The following is a 15,608-nucleotide window of genomic DNA, read 5'->3' on the forward strand; positions in this document are numbered from 1 at the left end:
AAATTTTTACCGGTTCATTTTTACTTTTATAACCAAATTAGTTTAATTTTGTCAGAGACCGATTCATAACAATATGAAAATACTAAAGTACATGATAGGTGGTGCTGTAGCAGGTGCTGCAGCAGCTTATTTCCTGGGATACGACTATCTGTTTAGCGGCATATCCAAAACCTACCTTAAAGGAAAGTCCAGTGCTTATATTGATGACGGAGATCTTTTTCCAAGCAATCCTGTGGCCACAGAATCTCCTGAGCTTTGGGAAGAGGATCCGGACTATAATAAAAAGGAATTACCTAAAAGCTTAGTTGATAATTTAAAACATTCCAAAACAGCGGCTTTTATAGTGATCAGAAGCGGAAAAATTCTTCATGAGCAGTATTGGGATGGCTATAATCAGCTTTCACAGACCAATTCTTTTTCCATGGCAAAGGCTGTTACGGTTATGCTTCTGGGAAAAGCTCTTGAAGAAGGTATTATAAAAGACATTGATGAAAAGATGGCCACATTCTATCCTGAACTTCGCGAAAAAACATTTGGAAGCAGTGTTACCCTTAAAAATCTCGCTCAGATGGAAGCAGGACTTGACTGGGACGAAAATTATAACAACCCTTTTCTTCCCAATGCAAAAGCCTATTACGGAAAGAGCCTGGTAAAAGCAGTATTTTCAAGAAAATTCAAAGAGGAACCGGGCTCCCGGTTTGAATACCAGAGCGGCTCTACACAGCTTCTTGGCTTTGCTGTAAAAAAAGCACTGGGAAAACCGCTGGCTACCTATTTATCAGAAAAATTCTGGATTCCGCTGGGCATGGAACAAAATGCAAAATGGAGTACAGACAATTACGGAATGGAAAAAACATATTGCTGCATCCATTCCAATGCAAGAGACTTTGCTAAACTGGGACAATTATTCCTGAATGATGGTAAAGTTGGAGATCAGCAGGTTCTTAATACCGCTTTTATTGAAGCCATGAGAACCCCGACAGAGAAATCTGAAGGAATATACGGACTGGGTCTTTGGATCAATAATGATAATCCGGTCAGACATTATTATTTTCTGGGACTTCAGGGACAATATATTATTATGGTTCCGGAATACCAAATGATCATCGTAAGAACCGGAAGTTATTCCAACAGTCCTAAAAACGACAGGGGAAGACCGGATCAGGTGAGGTTTCTTGTCAATGAAACAGTTCAGTTTTTTCAGTAAAAGAGTCTGAAAAATATATTGAGTAGATCCGATTTGTCAAAAACACTGCTGTCGTGTTTTTTAACGGCTTATCTATTGGCCTTATCTTTTCCTTCCCACCTATAATGATACCATAGCCGGATTTCATCTTCCAGTGATGCCGGCTTTTTATCAGGATCAAACGGCTCTGCTCCGCCATTATCAATAATTTCCTGAGAATATCCCCTCTTCTTAAAAATTCTTTCTCTGCTTTTATCAGCAGTGATCATAAAAAGAATAAAAACACCCACTATGGATATCACAGCGACAATGATATTGGTATAATTAAAGAAAAAATCGTCCTTTATAAAAGTTCCCTTTCTCAGATACAGATAATTAAACAACCATATAACACACATGATTCCAAACAGATACAGATTGGAAATAACAGTATCATCATATCCATTAAGTTCCGAAAAGAATTTTAAAGAACACAAAATTAAGAACAGAAGAAAACTAACGACAAGTGCCGTCTTATGAATTAAGATACTTCTGTCATCTTTTTTAAAGCCTATTTTCAGAAGTTTATAGATTGAAAATGCCCAATAATTATATAGTTTCATGGTTTCTGAAATATACAGCTTTTTTGTTTTTTAAAACCATACATAGATAACTATTATTGAAGGGAGGGATCTTTTGAGTTTCCAAATGGTAAAGAAAACTGAGATCAATGAAACCTAAAATTCGCTTCAGGCAATGTATTCTTTTTCAAAAAGGCCTCATATTCCGGAGACAGCTGAGCACGGCCAAAGGTATTTTCGCCACTCATGCTTCCCAAACGGACTTTATCTTTTCCGAACTTTTTGTTCATGGCATCCATCGCTTTCATAACGGGCAGATGCTGATTTTGGGTATCTTCTTCAAACAGGCTGATCTGCCTTTGATCTTCAGGAACAAAATCATTAACCATAACCCCCGCTCTTTTATAATGAAAACCCTCTTTAAAAACAGCTTCAAACAGCTCATTCACTACCCTTCCGATTAAAATAGAAGAATTGGTAGGATTAGGAAGTATCTGTGTGACAGCATTACTGTATTCGGGAAGGTCTTTTCTGAAGCGGTTGGTCTGCACAAAAACACTAATCATTTTACAACAGGTATTTTGCTTTCGCAATCTCTCAGAGCAATACATTCCAAAAGTCTCTACTCTTTCTCTGACATCTTCTTTTTTTGTCAGCATTTCCATAAAACTTCGGGTAACGGCTATAGATTTTTTAGGAGATGGAGCATCGAGTTCCAGCTGGCGGATTCCTTTCAGTTCATTAATCATTCTAATACCGTGAATTCCCATTATTTTCCGGATCCATATCTCCGGTTTCTGAAGAAGATCCCAGGCTTTATACACCCCGCTATCATTCATTTTTGCACCGAGCTTTCTGCCAATTCCCCACACATCACCTATAGGAAGCCACCTCAACGCTTTTTCAATCTTTTCAGGCGTATCCAGAATATAAACACCGTTACATTTTTCCGGAAAATCTTTCACAATTCTGTTGGCCACTTTGCATAAGGTCTTCGTAGGAGCAATTCCTATACTCACCGGAATATTTTCTTTCTCTGAAATTTCCTGCTTGATTTTCACACAATATTCATAAATATCAATATACTTAAATCCTGTCAGATCCAAAAACAGCTCATCAATACTATACACCTCATGATCAACAACATAAGACTTCGCAATATTAATTACCTGCTGGCTTTTATAATTATAGAGTTCAAATTTTGCGGAAAAACTCTTTACATCATGTTTCTTAAAAAGATCTTTATACTTAAAAGCAGGTGCTGCCATAGGAATTCCAAGGTCTTTTGCTTCTTTGCTTCGGGATACAACACACCCATCGTTGTTGGAAAGAACCACAACAGGTTTGCCTTCAAGGCCCGGATTCAGAGTTCTTTCACAGGAAACAAAAAAGTTATTGCAATCTACGAGAGCGTACATGATGATGAATATATAATGCAAAATTATTCTTTTTTAAGAATAAAATAAGCTTTCATTTCAAAATTAACACAAGCTTTAACAGTCTACCTATCAAATAATTAAAATGATTTTTAATGCGTCATATTTTGACGTTCCCCTATTTTAATTTTAGCTTCAAAATCTCATTTCGCCAATACAAGCCTGCCATTTCCGTCTATATTACAATAACATTCTTAGCCGTTCTTCTTCCAGATCGATCTGATATAACTGATGGCGTATAATTTCTTCATCTATCGAAATATCTTTGTTAAGCTCAGAAAGAAACTGTCTCTGACTTTCCAGCATTTCAAAGAAAACAGTCCTGATCTCTTCATCCATCCAGTCTGTATTATTGCTCTGGTTCTTTTCCTCCCAATGTCTCAGGAGCCTTTCAATTCCGGTACTGCTGTGCACTGCATTTTCATGTTTATTTTTCAGAAAGTGATAAACATGTTGCTTCAGCTGGTGTCTGACTTCCTGCCTTGCCTGTTTCTCTTTTTCTTCATCGGTAAAGTCAGCAAACGGACGTAAATACTTTATAAAATAAGGCAGGGTAAGCCCCTGTACCAAAAGAGTAAGCAGGATCACAACAAAAGTGATGAACAGGATCAGATTTCTGTTTGGGAAAGGGGTTCCGTTTTCAAGGGTGATAGGAATTGCCAGTGCTGCAGCTAATGAAACGACCCCTCTCATACCTGTCCATCCCAGTATAAGCGGCATGGCAAAACGCCTTCTGGCAGAAGAAGCCCTTGGCGCCACACTCGGCCGGAAAATAATAGTTGCGATCATCGCCGCATATGAACTTATAATTCTGGCTAAAATAAGGATCACCGTTACCCAGACGCCATATTCAATTGCTGTTTTCAGAGGAATCCCTTCTGAGCGTAACCCACCGACAATTTCAGGAAGTTCCAGCCCTATAATCAGAAAAACAATTCCGTTTAAAATAAATACAAAACTTTCCCAGACACTGTATCCTCTTATACGGCTGGTACTGTTTAAGAAAATCATTCTTTTATTGGACATATATAATCCGCCGCATACAACAGCCAATACCCCGGAACAGTGGAACTGTTCAGCGACCCAATACATCAAATAAGGGTCAATAAGGGTCAGTGCAATATCCGAGGAAGCATCCGTAGGAAGTTTTTTATGAGCCTGCACAAACAGCCACGCCAGAACGAGCCCAATTACCGTTCCTCCTATCACCATCCATAAAAAATCTAATGAGGCTTCCTGCCATACAAACTGGCCCGTTCCTACTGCAATCAGGGCAAAACGAAAAATAATAAGAGAAGAAGCATCATTCAGCAGGCTTTCACCTTCCAGAATCGCCGAGGTCGTATTAGGTATTTTCACAAATCTCATAATGGCACCTGTGCTTACCGCATCAGGAGGAGAAACAATTCCTCCCAACAGAAATCCAAGGGCAATGGTAAATCCGGGAATAAAATAATTGGCCGCTATGGCCACTGTGAAAGCAGTAAAGAAAACGACCAGAAAAGCAAAACTTCCGATAATGCGCCACCATTTCTTCATCTCCTTAAAAGAGATCGTCCATGCAGCTTCAAATAATAAGGGGGGCAGAAATATAAAAAAGATAAGATCCGGATTAATTTTTACAGCGGGTAGTCCCGGTATAAAACTCACGAGCAGGCCGAATACCACCAACAAAATCGGATAAGCAATTCTCAGTCGGTTCGCCCACATGTTCAATAATACAATAGCGGCAACCATAGCCAGTAAAAAAGGTAAAATCGTATGCATGAAGTCTTGTGTTTTTTAATTTTCATCCATTATCTTCATTCCCTGTCTGAAGACAACATCTTTTACAAATATACAATCAATCTGTATTTTCGGAGTTTTTTTTTCATTCTTATTAAAACTTAAATAGAAATTATACAACAGGACCTCGATATGATCCCTGCTTATTAAGAAAAGGGGTTACAATCGTAAAAAAATCAATTAAAGCACACCAGATCTTGTCGTATTTACTTCTTTTTGTCTACTGGCTTTTGTCTAAAAATTTCAGTACCAAACCTGTGGATATAATCAATTTGATAGAGGACAAATAAAACAAATTTTATTCTACATACGTCAAGTTTTGTCGTAGCGTGCTCCTACTTTTGCCTCAGAACAGTAAATCATATGGACAAAGTAACATCAGAAAGAATTCAGACCCTTCACCCCCTGATCAGGGATGAAGTACAGCAGATTATTAAAGAGTGTGACGAAGCGCTTACCGGAAGAGCTAAGATAAGAATTACCCAGGCTTTGAGATCTTTTGAGGAGCAGGAAAGACTGTATGCCATCGGAAGAATTACTTCAGGAAAAAAAGTAACCAATGCAAAAGCAGGACAGAGCATTCACAACTATGGTCTTGCCGTAGATATCTGTCTGATGATCGACGGAAAGACAGCAAGCTGGGACACCGTCAAAGACTGGGATAACGATAAGGTTGCCGATTGGTACGAATGTGTAAAAATTTTTGCAAAACACGGCTGGGAATGGGGAGGAAACTGGAAAACATTCAAAGATCTGCCCCATTTCGAAAAGAAGAGTATCCCGTCTTCAGAAGGCACCGTGAAAACCAATTGGAAAACCCTTTTAAAAATGCCCAGAGACAAAGAGAATTACGTTATTTTTTAGACCTCATTTATTTAAAAAACAACTAAAATACGACACCTTTTGTCGCTGTCCCCGCCTACCTTTGCTTTACTAGATAACTACTAAAAAAGCAATCAAATCTAAGGATAAAAACCACAATATTTTTCCAAAAAAACACGGTTCTATCTGTTGAAGATTGCATGTGTCCTTTTAAAAAAACAATTAAAATATCACATGAAAAAGACAACCTTACTTTCTTTGGACGGGGGTGGAATAAGGGGAATTATCACCTGTATTATTCTACGTTACATAGAAGAACAGCTCCAGTACTATGATAAGCCGAGTGCCAGGCTCGGAGATTACTTCGATCTGGTCGCAGGCAGCAGCACAGGAGGTCTGATTGCTTCTATTATCCTTTGCCCCGATGAAACCCGGAAAGCAAAATATTCCATTCAAAAAGGATTGGAATTATACGCTGAAAAGGGTGGAGACATTTTTCAGGTTTCTTTTTGGGAAAAACTGGTCAATCCGTTTGGATTACTGAATGAAAGAATTTCTCAGGAAGCACTTGAAAAAAACCTAACCGATTTTTTTGGAAATCTGGAATTAAAAGAACTTATAAAACCATGTTTAATTACAAGTTATGATATAGAAAACAGAAGAGCCAAGCTTTTCAACTCCTGGGAAGCGAATCTCAGTACCGATAATTTTTATGTAAAAGATATTTGCAGAGCCACCTCAGCAGCGCCTACTTATTTCAGTCCTGTACAGATAAAATCCATGTACGGACAGATTTTTAGCCTGATTGACGGTGGTATGTTTGCCAATAATCCGGCCTTATGTGCTTATGCCGAAGCACGAAAAATTCCTTTTGCCGAAGTTTTAAAGAATCATCAGAAAGCTAATCATCCCGGAGTCAATGACATGATTATTATCTCTATCGGGACAGGAATTGAAGCCCGCCCCTACTCCTTTAAAAGATTGGAAAAATCGGGAAAAATAGGCTGGGTAAATCCTATCATTGACATTTTGATGTCTGCCAATGCAGAAACTGTAGATTACCAGCTGTCTCAGATGTTTCAGACATTAGGCATAAGAAATCAGAAAAATTATTACCGTCTGAATCCTTCGTTAAAAAACGCCTCTCCGGCAATGGATAATGTAAGGCGGTCTAATATTGAAAACCTGATCCAGGCCGGGCTGAGTTATATTGATGATAACAGGGAAACATTAAATGAAATCGTTCAGAAGCTCATCAAAAACAAAATATAAGCTTAACAACTTATAATATCTAAAAATAAGCTTTTTAGCTTATATTAAAAATTCTCTAAGATGAAAAGACGTTTACTCCATCTGAATTAATTTTGAAAAACTAAAAAAAAAATTTATAACACGACGAGTTTTGACGTCTCAGTAAACGATCTTTAAGTCAGTTAAATAACCTAGAAAACTAAAGCTAAAAGCTTATTCCATTTTTTTAAACATTCCGATTATTTTAAAATAATGAACGCTCAGTACCCAGCACTGAACCGGATATGTATTGCTCCCTATTGAATATTAGTCTGCTAGCACTACTATATATTATTAACCAATTAATACTCTTAACAATTTTAAAATTATGGCAAATTTAGTACAAGAATTAAACAGTTTAGATTTCAGTGTTTACATTGGAGGGCCTATGCAGGCTGCTATTAAAGCCCAGCATGACGCCTCCATGTCGCAGGTCAACTTTATTAAAGAAGTAGGTTTTGAACAGCCGGACGCACAGGGCGGCGCTACAAAACTTAAGTATGTTGACTTTGTCTATACAAAGTCAGTACCCAGTACTACAGGAAGTACCGATAGCGTGGTTAAATCAGAGGTAAAGCTAAGTGTCCCGTTACTTTCCATGCTTACCATTCCGGCGCTGAGAATTGATGAAATGACGATTGACTTCAACGCAAAGCTAAATTCAGTAGAAACCCAAAGCATTGCCAGTGAGTTTCAGGGAAGTGCTTCCCTGAGCGCAAAGTTTTGGAAAGTGAAATTCAATGCTTCTGCTTCTTATAAGAAAACAAGTTCAAGCACATCTACAACAGAAAAAACATATACCTTAGGAGTACATGTAAAGGCTGTCAACGATGAGCTTCCAGCCGGACTTTCAAAAATCATGGATATGTTAGAAGATGCTATTGTTGCTTCTGCAGCTCCGATAGCAAATCCGGCTTAATAAGCCTTTAGGGTGGCTGCTCCGGCGGTCATCCTTTTTAAACTTAAAATTCTTACTCATTTAAAAAAAAACTTATTATGCCAAAACTGAATGAATATCTGGGAGGTATTGTTTCCGAAATTACTGCTGCCAGAAAAATGACTGATTTACAGACGGTACAAATTGCTAAAGAATACGCTCAGGATGATCTGTTAAAACACTTTTCGGTTCCAAGGATGAAAGTCGGAACCGTAGATCTGACAATACCTTTTGCCATGGCCGGAAGTTCCCCAATTTTATCTTTCCGGGATTTCACATATGACGAAATTATCAAAGTAGCCAAAACCGATTACAATTCTTCTGATACTAAAAATGATCAGAATTTAAAGAACTTTCTTGCCAATCAGGAATTAAGTTATAATGATTATGTCACTAAAATTAAAGCTGAAAATAAGCCTGTACTCACTGATGAACAAATCAAATATTTTGAACCCATCACAAAATATACCATCGAATATTGCCGTTCACTTCCCAACTTTGCCTGGAAAGTCACAGACCCTCAGCTTTTATCCCAAAGTCTGTTCAACAGAATTATTTCCGAAGTAAAAAGAGTAATTGAAAAAACGGATGATCGTGAAATTATTGTAGAAGCAAGCAAGCTGATGCAGCTGGACAGCAAATGTCTGATTTTTGCTAAAATGAACGTAACTGAAGCAGGAATGGAATGGTCAAGATATGAAGATATCAACGGAAATATTGTAGAAACATTAATCCCGGAATAACCAATGAAAAAATCTCAGTTTATTTTAGTTTCCCAATTAAAGGAACAGCTGTTGAGCTTTCCGGATATTGTTTCTGCGTTAGAGAAAAAAGATCCTTTTTTTATAGAAAAAATGCTTCTCTGGCTAAAATCTGTTGAAGACATTCTTTCGGCAAACTCCATCAGTGAAGTTTCGGAAATAGCAGGATTCAGAAGTAAAATTCTGGCCGGAAAAATCAGCGATGAGAGAAGTTTTAACGCTAAGAAGAATCAACTCAAGATTACGGCTAATCTTCTCTACGAAGCACAAAACTGTGTGCTCAATGTATTATTACCTCACGAAGGAAAAATGAACGAGTGCAGAGAAATCACAAAACAGGTACTGACTTTAGCAGCTCAAACATCAACACAATTGTACAGCCCTGAACTCCAATTTGAAGATTTTGTACAAAAAGTATGGTGGTTTATCCTTTCTGACAATGATCTGAAAATGGGCGCTGTAAAACTCAAGTCGATGCTTTCGGAGATGGACATCATCATGCTTATGGCAGATGAGATAGAGCGTAAAGATTTTTCTTAAAAAACTAAAATAGTTCAAATTTTTTTTGAGCTATTTTTTTATACGTCAAGTTTTGACGCTGTGCCCTCTTATTTTTGAAATATAAATAAGGAACACAAAAATAATCTATAAAAATTAAAAAGACCTTTTGAATTCAACATTGATCAATGCTGAACAGTATAAAATATGTTCAAAAATTAACCCAAATCACCAAATACAAAACATGGAGACAACCAATCACAACACAGATTTACTCTTTGATGAAGATCTCTATACAATAGAATGGAGTGACATCGAAAATGCAGAGATGGACTACGAAAACTATCTTAATGATATTGAAAACTTCTTCAGACAGGATTTTGAAAATGATATTCTTGAAGAAGAAACCTTATAAATAAAATTTGAAACAATAGAAGTTCCGAAGCTGCTCACCCTACTTTAAGCATCCATAATGCTCACGCAATCTCGTCAAATTTTCGCTATACCTTTGAACTCACCATTCACAAAAGCGTGGGCAGCCGGAACTTTATTTAAAAAACATCAGACCAATTACATAAAGCTTATTATAAAGCAATTATTCTTATAGTTATTACCTGACTATTATATGAAGCCGGCGAAGGAATCTGCTCAAAACAGAGCCTTCCCGGTTTCATTTTTCACATAAAACCGCACTCAGATTGTGCACTTATTTTCATTACTGAGAATAAGTATCAGCCCCCCTTATATTTAAGCTTCCTCTACCACAAAATTGTCATAAAAAATAAAACACGACACATTTTGTCGCATTAAGCACATATATTTGTCTTACAAAATTTTACCATGAAGAAAGACTTTTATCTGACAAGATATGCCTTAATTATTAAAAGACTGGAAAACTCTCCTGCAACGTATTCTCAGCTAGAAGAATACCTTTTAAATTCTTTTGAATTCCAGGATGCGGGAATCAAGAGCTATTCCATCCGTACTTTACAGAGGGATATCCGTGAGATCTCAGATCTTTTCAATCTTTCTATCCATAATAAAAAAAAGGGAGATAACCGGTACTATATTGAAAGCCGCCCTATTATGGAAGTGGATGAATATAACCAGAAGTTGCTGGAGTCTTTTCAGGTAAGCAATGCGCTGAACCTTCATCCGGATTTTTCAGACTTTATTTTTTTTGAAAGCAGAAAGCCGACAGGTGTAGAAAACTTTTACGATCTGTTCTTTGCCATCCGTAATAAGAGAGTGGTCAGTTTTGAACATTATAATTACAAAAACAAGCTGATGACTTCCCGGAAGGTACATCCTCTGGCTTTAAAAGAATCTAAAGACAGATGGTATCTTATTGCCATCGATACTAAAGATAAAATTTTAAAATCTTTCGGACTGGACAGAATCAATTATCTGGATGTCGGAAAAAATAAATTCCGTGAAAAATACAGCTACAATTTCAGGGAACATTTCAAAAATGCTTTTGGAGTCATGAATCTCACGGAACAAAAACCGCAAAATATTGTTCTAAAATGCAGCCGCCATCAGGGGGAATACATCAGAAGTTTTCCGCTCCATCAATCTCAGAAAGAGACTAAGGAAACACCTGAAGAAATTTATTTTGAGTTCTTTCTTCATCCTACCTATGATTTTATGCAGGAGATTCTTTCCTATGGAAAAGAAGTAACCGTACTGGAACCGAAATGTCTAGTTGATGATATCCGTGCTCATCTGCAGGAGTCTCTGAACCGTTATTTTGAAAACTAGCATCATCATTTTATCTCATATTTTTTGATTATATTTACATAAATATACCTGAATTGAGAGCTTTATTTATTGGCATCAGCTGTTTTATTTCTTCATTTTTGTTGTCACAGCAGAAAGAGGAATTCAGGCTTGTCAAAAATTATTATAATCAGCATAGAAGTTTACTGAATAAAGAATTCAGGAAGAAATTCGATGCAGAATCCAATACGTTTAAGAAAGCGACGATAAAAGGTGATTTTCTGTACTTTATGAAGAAGATGGATAGTATTGAAAACACGGCTTTAGTCGGGGCTTTATTAAGAGTAAGGAATCTGGAGGATCTTCAGAGGATAAAAATGCTGAAAGATCCCACTCAGCTTATTCCTGAAAAGCCGGGAGATATAGAAACAGCACCCAATTATCCCGGAGGAATCAATACCCTGCGGCAGGAAGTGGCTAATCTTATTTATGTAGGCGGAGTTTATTCTGAGGTAAAAACAGTAAAAACGAGTGTTGCTTTTATTGTGGAAAAAGACGGGAGCATCAGCAATGTTCATGCACAGGGAGATAATTTCACTTTCAACCGACAGGCTGAAATTGCTTTATATTCTCTTTCTGAAAAATTTCTTCCGGCAGTAGCTAAGGGAGATCCTGCAAGATTCCAGTTCAGACTTCCTTTAACATTAACAATGGAATAGATATCAATGTTTACTGACGAATATTATATGAAAATGGCTTTGCAGGAAGCAGAAACTGCTCTGGAAAAAGATGAGGTTCCTATTGGCTGTGTCATCGTTTCCAATAATCGGATCATTGCAAGAGCCCACAATCTTACCGAAACTCTGAACGACGTTACCGCTCATGCAGAAATGCAGGCTATCACTGCTGCTGCTAATTTCTTAGGAGGAAAATACCTGAAAAACTGTATATTATACGTCACTCTGGAGCCTTGTGTGATGTGTTCAGGAGCTCTTTCCTGGTCTCAGATCTCGAAAGTCGTGATCGGTGCCAGAGATGAGCAGAGAGGCTTTATCAATAAACATCTTTCTTTACATCCGAAAACGGAAATAGTCACGGGTATTATGGAAAATGAATGTTCATCGATTGTCAAAGAATTTTTTAAAAGCAAAAGATAAAGGAACAATACCGGGTATTGTTCCTTTTTTTAATCATTAAAGATCGAATACTGAACTAAATCTAAATATTCTCCGTCTTTCTTAATATGTTGTTTTAAAACAGCCTCTTTTTCCATTCCGATTTTTTCCATGATTTTTCCGGAAGCAGGATTATGCAGAAAATGGGTTGCAAAGATTTTATTGAAGTTCATTTTTGTAAAACCAAAATCCACGATGGCTTTTGCCGCTTCTGTTACATATCCTTTATTCCAGAACGGGATTCCGATCCAGTATCCCATTTCGGCTTTATCATCATCCCGGTCATGAAGCCCTATTGCTCCCATCAGTTGTCCTTCCTGATCACGAATAGCAAAAGTATATCCTGAATTATTTTCAAAGGCATCCAGAGACATCTTCAGCCAGAGTTTAGCGTCATTTTCAGTGTAAGGATAGGGAATATTAGAGGTAAGATCAGAATAAATCTTATGTTTAAGGTATTCGGTTATCAAAGGAATATCTTTTTCTTCCAGTTGTGATAGAAGCAGTCTTTCTGTTTTGATTACAGGAAATTCTTTTGTCATATAAATAAGGAGTGATTAAGAAAAACAAAGGCTGACAATGGTTATTTGGTTCAGCCTCAGTCTTTATATTATAGATCTTTTCCGAGGAAATAGAGTCCTTTCAAAGTATGAAGTCTGTCCATGACATGGATCTTATCCGTCAAAGGTTTATAGACATGCGATACGCCTCCTGTGGCTACCACGAAACAATCGTCATTTACCTCATCATTAATCCGGTTTACAAATCCTTCTACCATTCCTAGGAATCCATAGACCATTCCGCTCTGCATACATGTTACGGTATCCAATCCCAGAACTGACTTTGGTTTTTTCAACTCAATATCAGGAAGTTGTGCCGTCTGACTGATCAATGAATTTAAAGAAGTAACGATTCCCGGAGCAATAATCACGCCTAAAGTCTCACCCGTTTCCGCGACACAGCTTGCCGTAAGGGCGGTACCGAAATCGATGACAATTTTTTTTCTGTTCGGGTAGAGGTTGTGAGCAGCAACAAGGTTTGCGTAAATATCCGTTCCCATCTGTTTTGATTTTGCCTGAACTCCTGACGGAGTTGTACGGTCAACAATTACAGGGGTAATTCCGTGAATCTTTTTAATTCCGGAACTCATCACTTTGGTAAGTTGGGGAACTACCGATCCTATGATTACCTTATTAATTTCTTTAGGTTCAATTTTATAGGTCTGATACAGCATCAGCATTTGCACATAAAGCTCATCTGCTGTTCTGTAAGGTTTTGTATTGATTACCCAGGAAATATCACAGTTGTCTCCATTGAAAAGTCCGAATCTGATGTTGCTGTTCCCTACGTTGATTACAATTGAATTCATTGATTTTATTTAACAGGCTAAGATTTAAAAATTCTACTTCCAAATTTATAAAAAAATAAAAGGAGTACCCGCGAATACTCCTTTTATCTGTATGTTTAACACTTTTATTTTACTTGTACAAAATTATCTTCCAGATTTACATCGGCTATTCTCTGGCTGAAGTCAATCCCCAGAACGGATAATTGAGATTTTGTGTAAGGGATGGTAAGCGTATATTCCTTTTGAGTCCAAGGCCAGTAAGGCATTGTTTTAAAATCCCCGTAGATATCTTTTGTTTTCCATGTGTGGGTCATGTTTAGTGGAATCTGATAAGTGATCACTTTTTTGTCGGTTGTCATCACTCCGAAGTCGATAGGCATAGGCACCTGACCTTTATTGATCAGCGTAATTGTGGTAGAGGTAGTATCGTATTTTACATCTTTAATCGCATAATCGATGGTTTTTGTCGTATTGATCCAATAGTTGTGAAACCATTTTAAATCCATACCGGAAACTTTTTGGGCAATATGAAGAAAGTCTCTGTCTGAAGGATGTTTCATGCTCCACTGATTATAATATTGTTTCAACGTTTCAGCAAGGTTCTGTTCTCCCATAATATATCCTAACTGTACCAGATACAACTCTCCTTTTACATAAGAAGCATACGTATAAGCCGTTCCGTTATCATGATGATCTCCCAGCCAAACAGCCGGTTCTTCAATTCCTTTTTTTATAAAACTTCTGTAAGCATCTAAAGTTTTAGCAAAAGGATTGGGAAGGTCTTCAGGGAATAACTGGTACATGGTGTATCCCTCTGCATAGCTTGTAAAACCTTCATCCATCCACGGGCGTACCGATTCGTTTGTTGCAAGCATTTGTTGATACCATGAGTGAGATCCTTCGTGAGCCATTAAGCCCATTAAATCTTTAATATTTTTAGCTTCTCCTAAAATCATGGTACACATTCCGTATTCCATACCACCGTCGCCTCCCTGAATAAAGGCATAGGTTGGATATACATATTTCCCGAAATGAGAGTTCATGATCTGGAAATATTTGGTAATATAAGGCTGAGCTTCACCCCAGGCTTTTGTTTTATCATTTTTCTGGTACACCAGATAGACTTTCGGACCATCGGGAACGTTAAAGCTTTCTACAGAATAATCTCGGTCTGCGCTCCAGGCGAAATCCAGAATATTTTTAGCGGTCCATTTCCAGACTGCTTTCTTATCTTTTTCAGCTTTAATTTTCGCATTGTTATCATATCCTTTAACCTCAGCCGGGTTTTCAAGAATTCCTCCTGCTCCCACTACATAATCTTTGTTGATTTTAATACTGACATCAAAATCTGAGAATGGCGCATGGAATTCTCTTCCCAGATAATCAAAGGTTGCCCATCCGTCATAGTCATATTCAGCAATTTTAGGGTACCACTGAGTCATGGTCATATCTACTCCTTCTCTGTTGTTTCTTCCGCTTCTTCTGATTTGCTGTGGAATTACCGCATCCCAGTCCATGGTGAAAGTGGTTGTGGAATTCGGCTTAATTGGTTCTGCCAGATACACTTTCATAATGGTTTCCTGCACTTCAAACTTCAGCTCTTTTCCGTTTTGTCTGATCCAGTGGATATTCTGAGCGCCTTCCTGATCTTTAGGAATAGAGGCCAGTCTTGAGATCCCGTCTTTCTGCAATCTCCCGTCTCCGTTTTTCCCCTGGGAAGCCACCCTCTGATCCATCATGGAATTGGGTTTAAAAGCGTTCCAGTACAGGTGAAAATAAACCACATTCAGCTCATCGGGTGAGTTGTTGGTGTATTCTAAAGTCTGCTTTCCCTGGTAAGTAAATTTTTCAGCATTGACATCAATATCCATCTTGTACTTCGCAGCCTGCTGATAATAAGCTCCTTGCTGAGCCTGAAATTGTGAAATGATAAACGCAAAAATGATTGCAGCCGATTTTCTCATTTAAAATTTAATTTTTTTCTAAAGGTAGGTAATTTAAGTAAGACCCTCAAATGTGGACTTATTCTGTTTAATATGAGTTTAGATCCCGTTTCACCTGATTGGTTAAATGAATACTAAGACTATTTTG

At 37.6% G+C, this 15,608-nt stretch carries 16 protein-coding genes; 10 read left to right on the forward strand and 6 right to left on the reverse strand.

Features of this window, described 5'->3' with window-relative positions:
• The first annotated feature begins 73 nt into the window (after positions 1-73).
• On the forward strand, positions 74-1,207 hold the full coding sequence (locus tag JO178_RS11470) for a serine hydrolase (protein ID WP_291935510.1): 1,134 nt from the start codon (positions 74-76) through the stop codon (positions 1,205-1,207).
• Between the two features lie 68 nt (positions 1,208-1,275).
• Here JO178_RS11470 and JO178_RS11475 read toward each other — a convergent pair whose 3' ends face one another.
• The 3 genes from JO178_RS11475 to JO178_RS11485 form a co-directional block, all read right to left on the reverse strand.
• Positions 1,276-1,788 (reverse strand): hypothetical protein, encoded by a 513-nt coding sequence (locus JO178_RS11475; RefSeq protein WP_291935512.1) that lies wholly within the window; start codon positions 1,786-1,788, stop codon positions 1,276-1,278.
• Between the two features lie 104 nt (positions 1,789-1,892).
• The gene (locus JO178_RS11480; RefSeq protein WP_291935513.1) at positions 1,893-3,185 is read right to left on the reverse strand and encodes a Y-family DNA polymerase; all 1,293 of its coding nucleotides are present in this window, start codon (positions 3,183-3,185) and stop codon (positions 1,893-1,895) included.
• A 177-nt stretch (positions 3,186-3,362) separates the two neighbouring features.
• A complete protein-coding gene (locus JO178_RS11485) occupies positions 3,363-4,949 on the reverse strand; it encodes a Na+/H+ antiporter (protein ID WP_291935515.1) in 1,587 nt (528 codons plus the stop codon).
• A 381-nt stretch (positions 4,950-5,330) separates the two neighbouring features.
• On the opposite strand from JO178_RS11485, the gene JO178_RS11490 reads away from it, so the two are divergent.
• The 9 genes from JO178_RS11490 to JO178_RS11530 all read left to right on the forward strand — a co-directional run bounded on the left by JO178_RS11490 (position 5,331) and on the right by JO178_RS11530 (position 12,151).
• Positions 5,331-5,831, forward strand: a complete 501-nt coding sequence (locus tag JO178_RS11490; RefSeq protein ID WP_291935517.1) for a M15 family metallopeptidase — start codon at positions 5,331-5,333, stop codon at positions 5,829-5,831.
• A 192-nt stretch (positions 5,832-6,023) separates the two neighbouring features.
• Complete coding sequence (locus tag JO178_RS11495) at positions 6,024-7,061, forward strand: patatin-like phospholipase family protein (protein WP_291935520.1); 1,038 nt, start codon at positions 6,024-6,026, stop codon at positions 7,059-7,061.
• 346 nt (positions 7,062-7,407) lie between these two features.
• Positions 7,408-7,998 carry a DUF2589 domain-containing protein gene (locus JO178_RS11500; RefSeq protein WP_291935523.1) on the forward strand — a complete coding sequence of 197 codons (591 nt, stop codon included), beginning with the start codon at positions 7,408-7,410 and terminating at the stop codon, positions 7,996-7,998.
• Between the two features lie 77 nt (positions 7,999-8,075).
• Entirely contained in the window at positions 8,076-8,759 is a 684-nt protein-coding gene (locus JO178_RS11505; protein WP_291935526.1) for a hypothetical protein, read from the forward strand.
• 3 nt (positions 8,760-8,762) lie between these two features.
• Positions 8,763-9,317: a hypothetical protein gene (locus tag JO178_RS11510; protein ID WP_291935529.1), complete on the forward strand. Its 555-nt coding sequence runs from the start codon at positions 8,763-8,765 to the stop codon at positions 9,315-9,317.
• 202 nt (positions 9,318-9,519) lie between these two features.
• The gene (locus JO178_RS11515; protein WP_291935532.1) at positions 9,520-9,690 is read left to right on the forward strand and encodes a hypothetical protein; all 171 of its coding nucleotides are present in this window, start codon (positions 9,520-9,522) and stop codon (positions 9,688-9,690) included.
• 425 nt (positions 9,691-10,115) lie between these two features.
• A complete protein-coding gene (locus tag JO178_RS11520; RefSeq protein ID WP_291935535.1) occupies positions 10,116-11,036 on the forward strand; it encodes a WYL domain-containing protein in 921 nt (306 codons plus the stop codon).
• A gap of 53 nt (positions 11,037-11,089) precedes the next feature.
• Positions 11,090-11,713 carry a hypothetical protein gene (locus JO178_RS11525; RefSeq protein WP_291935538.1) on the forward strand — a complete coding sequence of 208 codons (624 nt, stop codon included), beginning with the start codon at positions 11,090-11,092 and terminating at the stop codon, positions 11,711-11,713.
• Between the two features lie 6 nt (positions 11,714-11,719).
• Positions 11,720-12,151: a nucleoside deaminase gene (locus JO178_RS11530; RefSeq protein ID WP_291935541.1), complete on the forward strand. Its 432-nt coding sequence runs from the start codon at positions 11,720-11,722 to the stop codon at positions 12,149-12,151.
• Positions 12,152-12,180: 29 nt separating this feature from the next.
• Here the strand turns inward: JO178_RS11530 and JO178_RS11535 are convergent, their stop codons facing one another.
• From JO178_RS11535 to JO178_RS11545, 3 genes are all read right to left on the reverse strand, one after another.
• Positions 12,181-12,711, reverse strand: coding sequence for a GNAT family N-acetyltransferase (locus JO178_RS11535; RefSeq protein WP_291935544.1), 531 nt, complete (start codon positions 12,709-12,711; stop codon positions 12,181-12,183).
• A gap of 68 nt (positions 12,712-12,779) precedes the next feature.
• On the reverse strand, positions 12,780-13,538 hold the full coding sequence (locus JO178_RS11540; RefSeq protein WP_291935546.1) for a type III pantothenate kinase: 759 nt from the start codon (positions 13,536-13,538) through the stop codon (positions 12,780-12,782).
• A gap of 104 nt (positions 13,539-13,642) precedes the next feature.
• Positions 13,643-15,481, reverse strand: coding sequence for a M1 family metallopeptidase (locus JO178_RS11545; protein WP_291935549.1), 1,839 nt, complete (start codon positions 15,479-15,481; stop codon positions 13,643-13,645).
• Between the last annotated feature and the right edge of the window lie 127 nt (positions 15,482-15,608).

It is taken from the genome of Chryseobacterium sp. (genome assembly GCF_019236175.1).
In the GTDB taxonomy this organism is placed as follows: Bacteria; Bacteroidota; Bacteroidia; order Flavobacteriales; family Weeksellaceae; genus Chryseobacterium.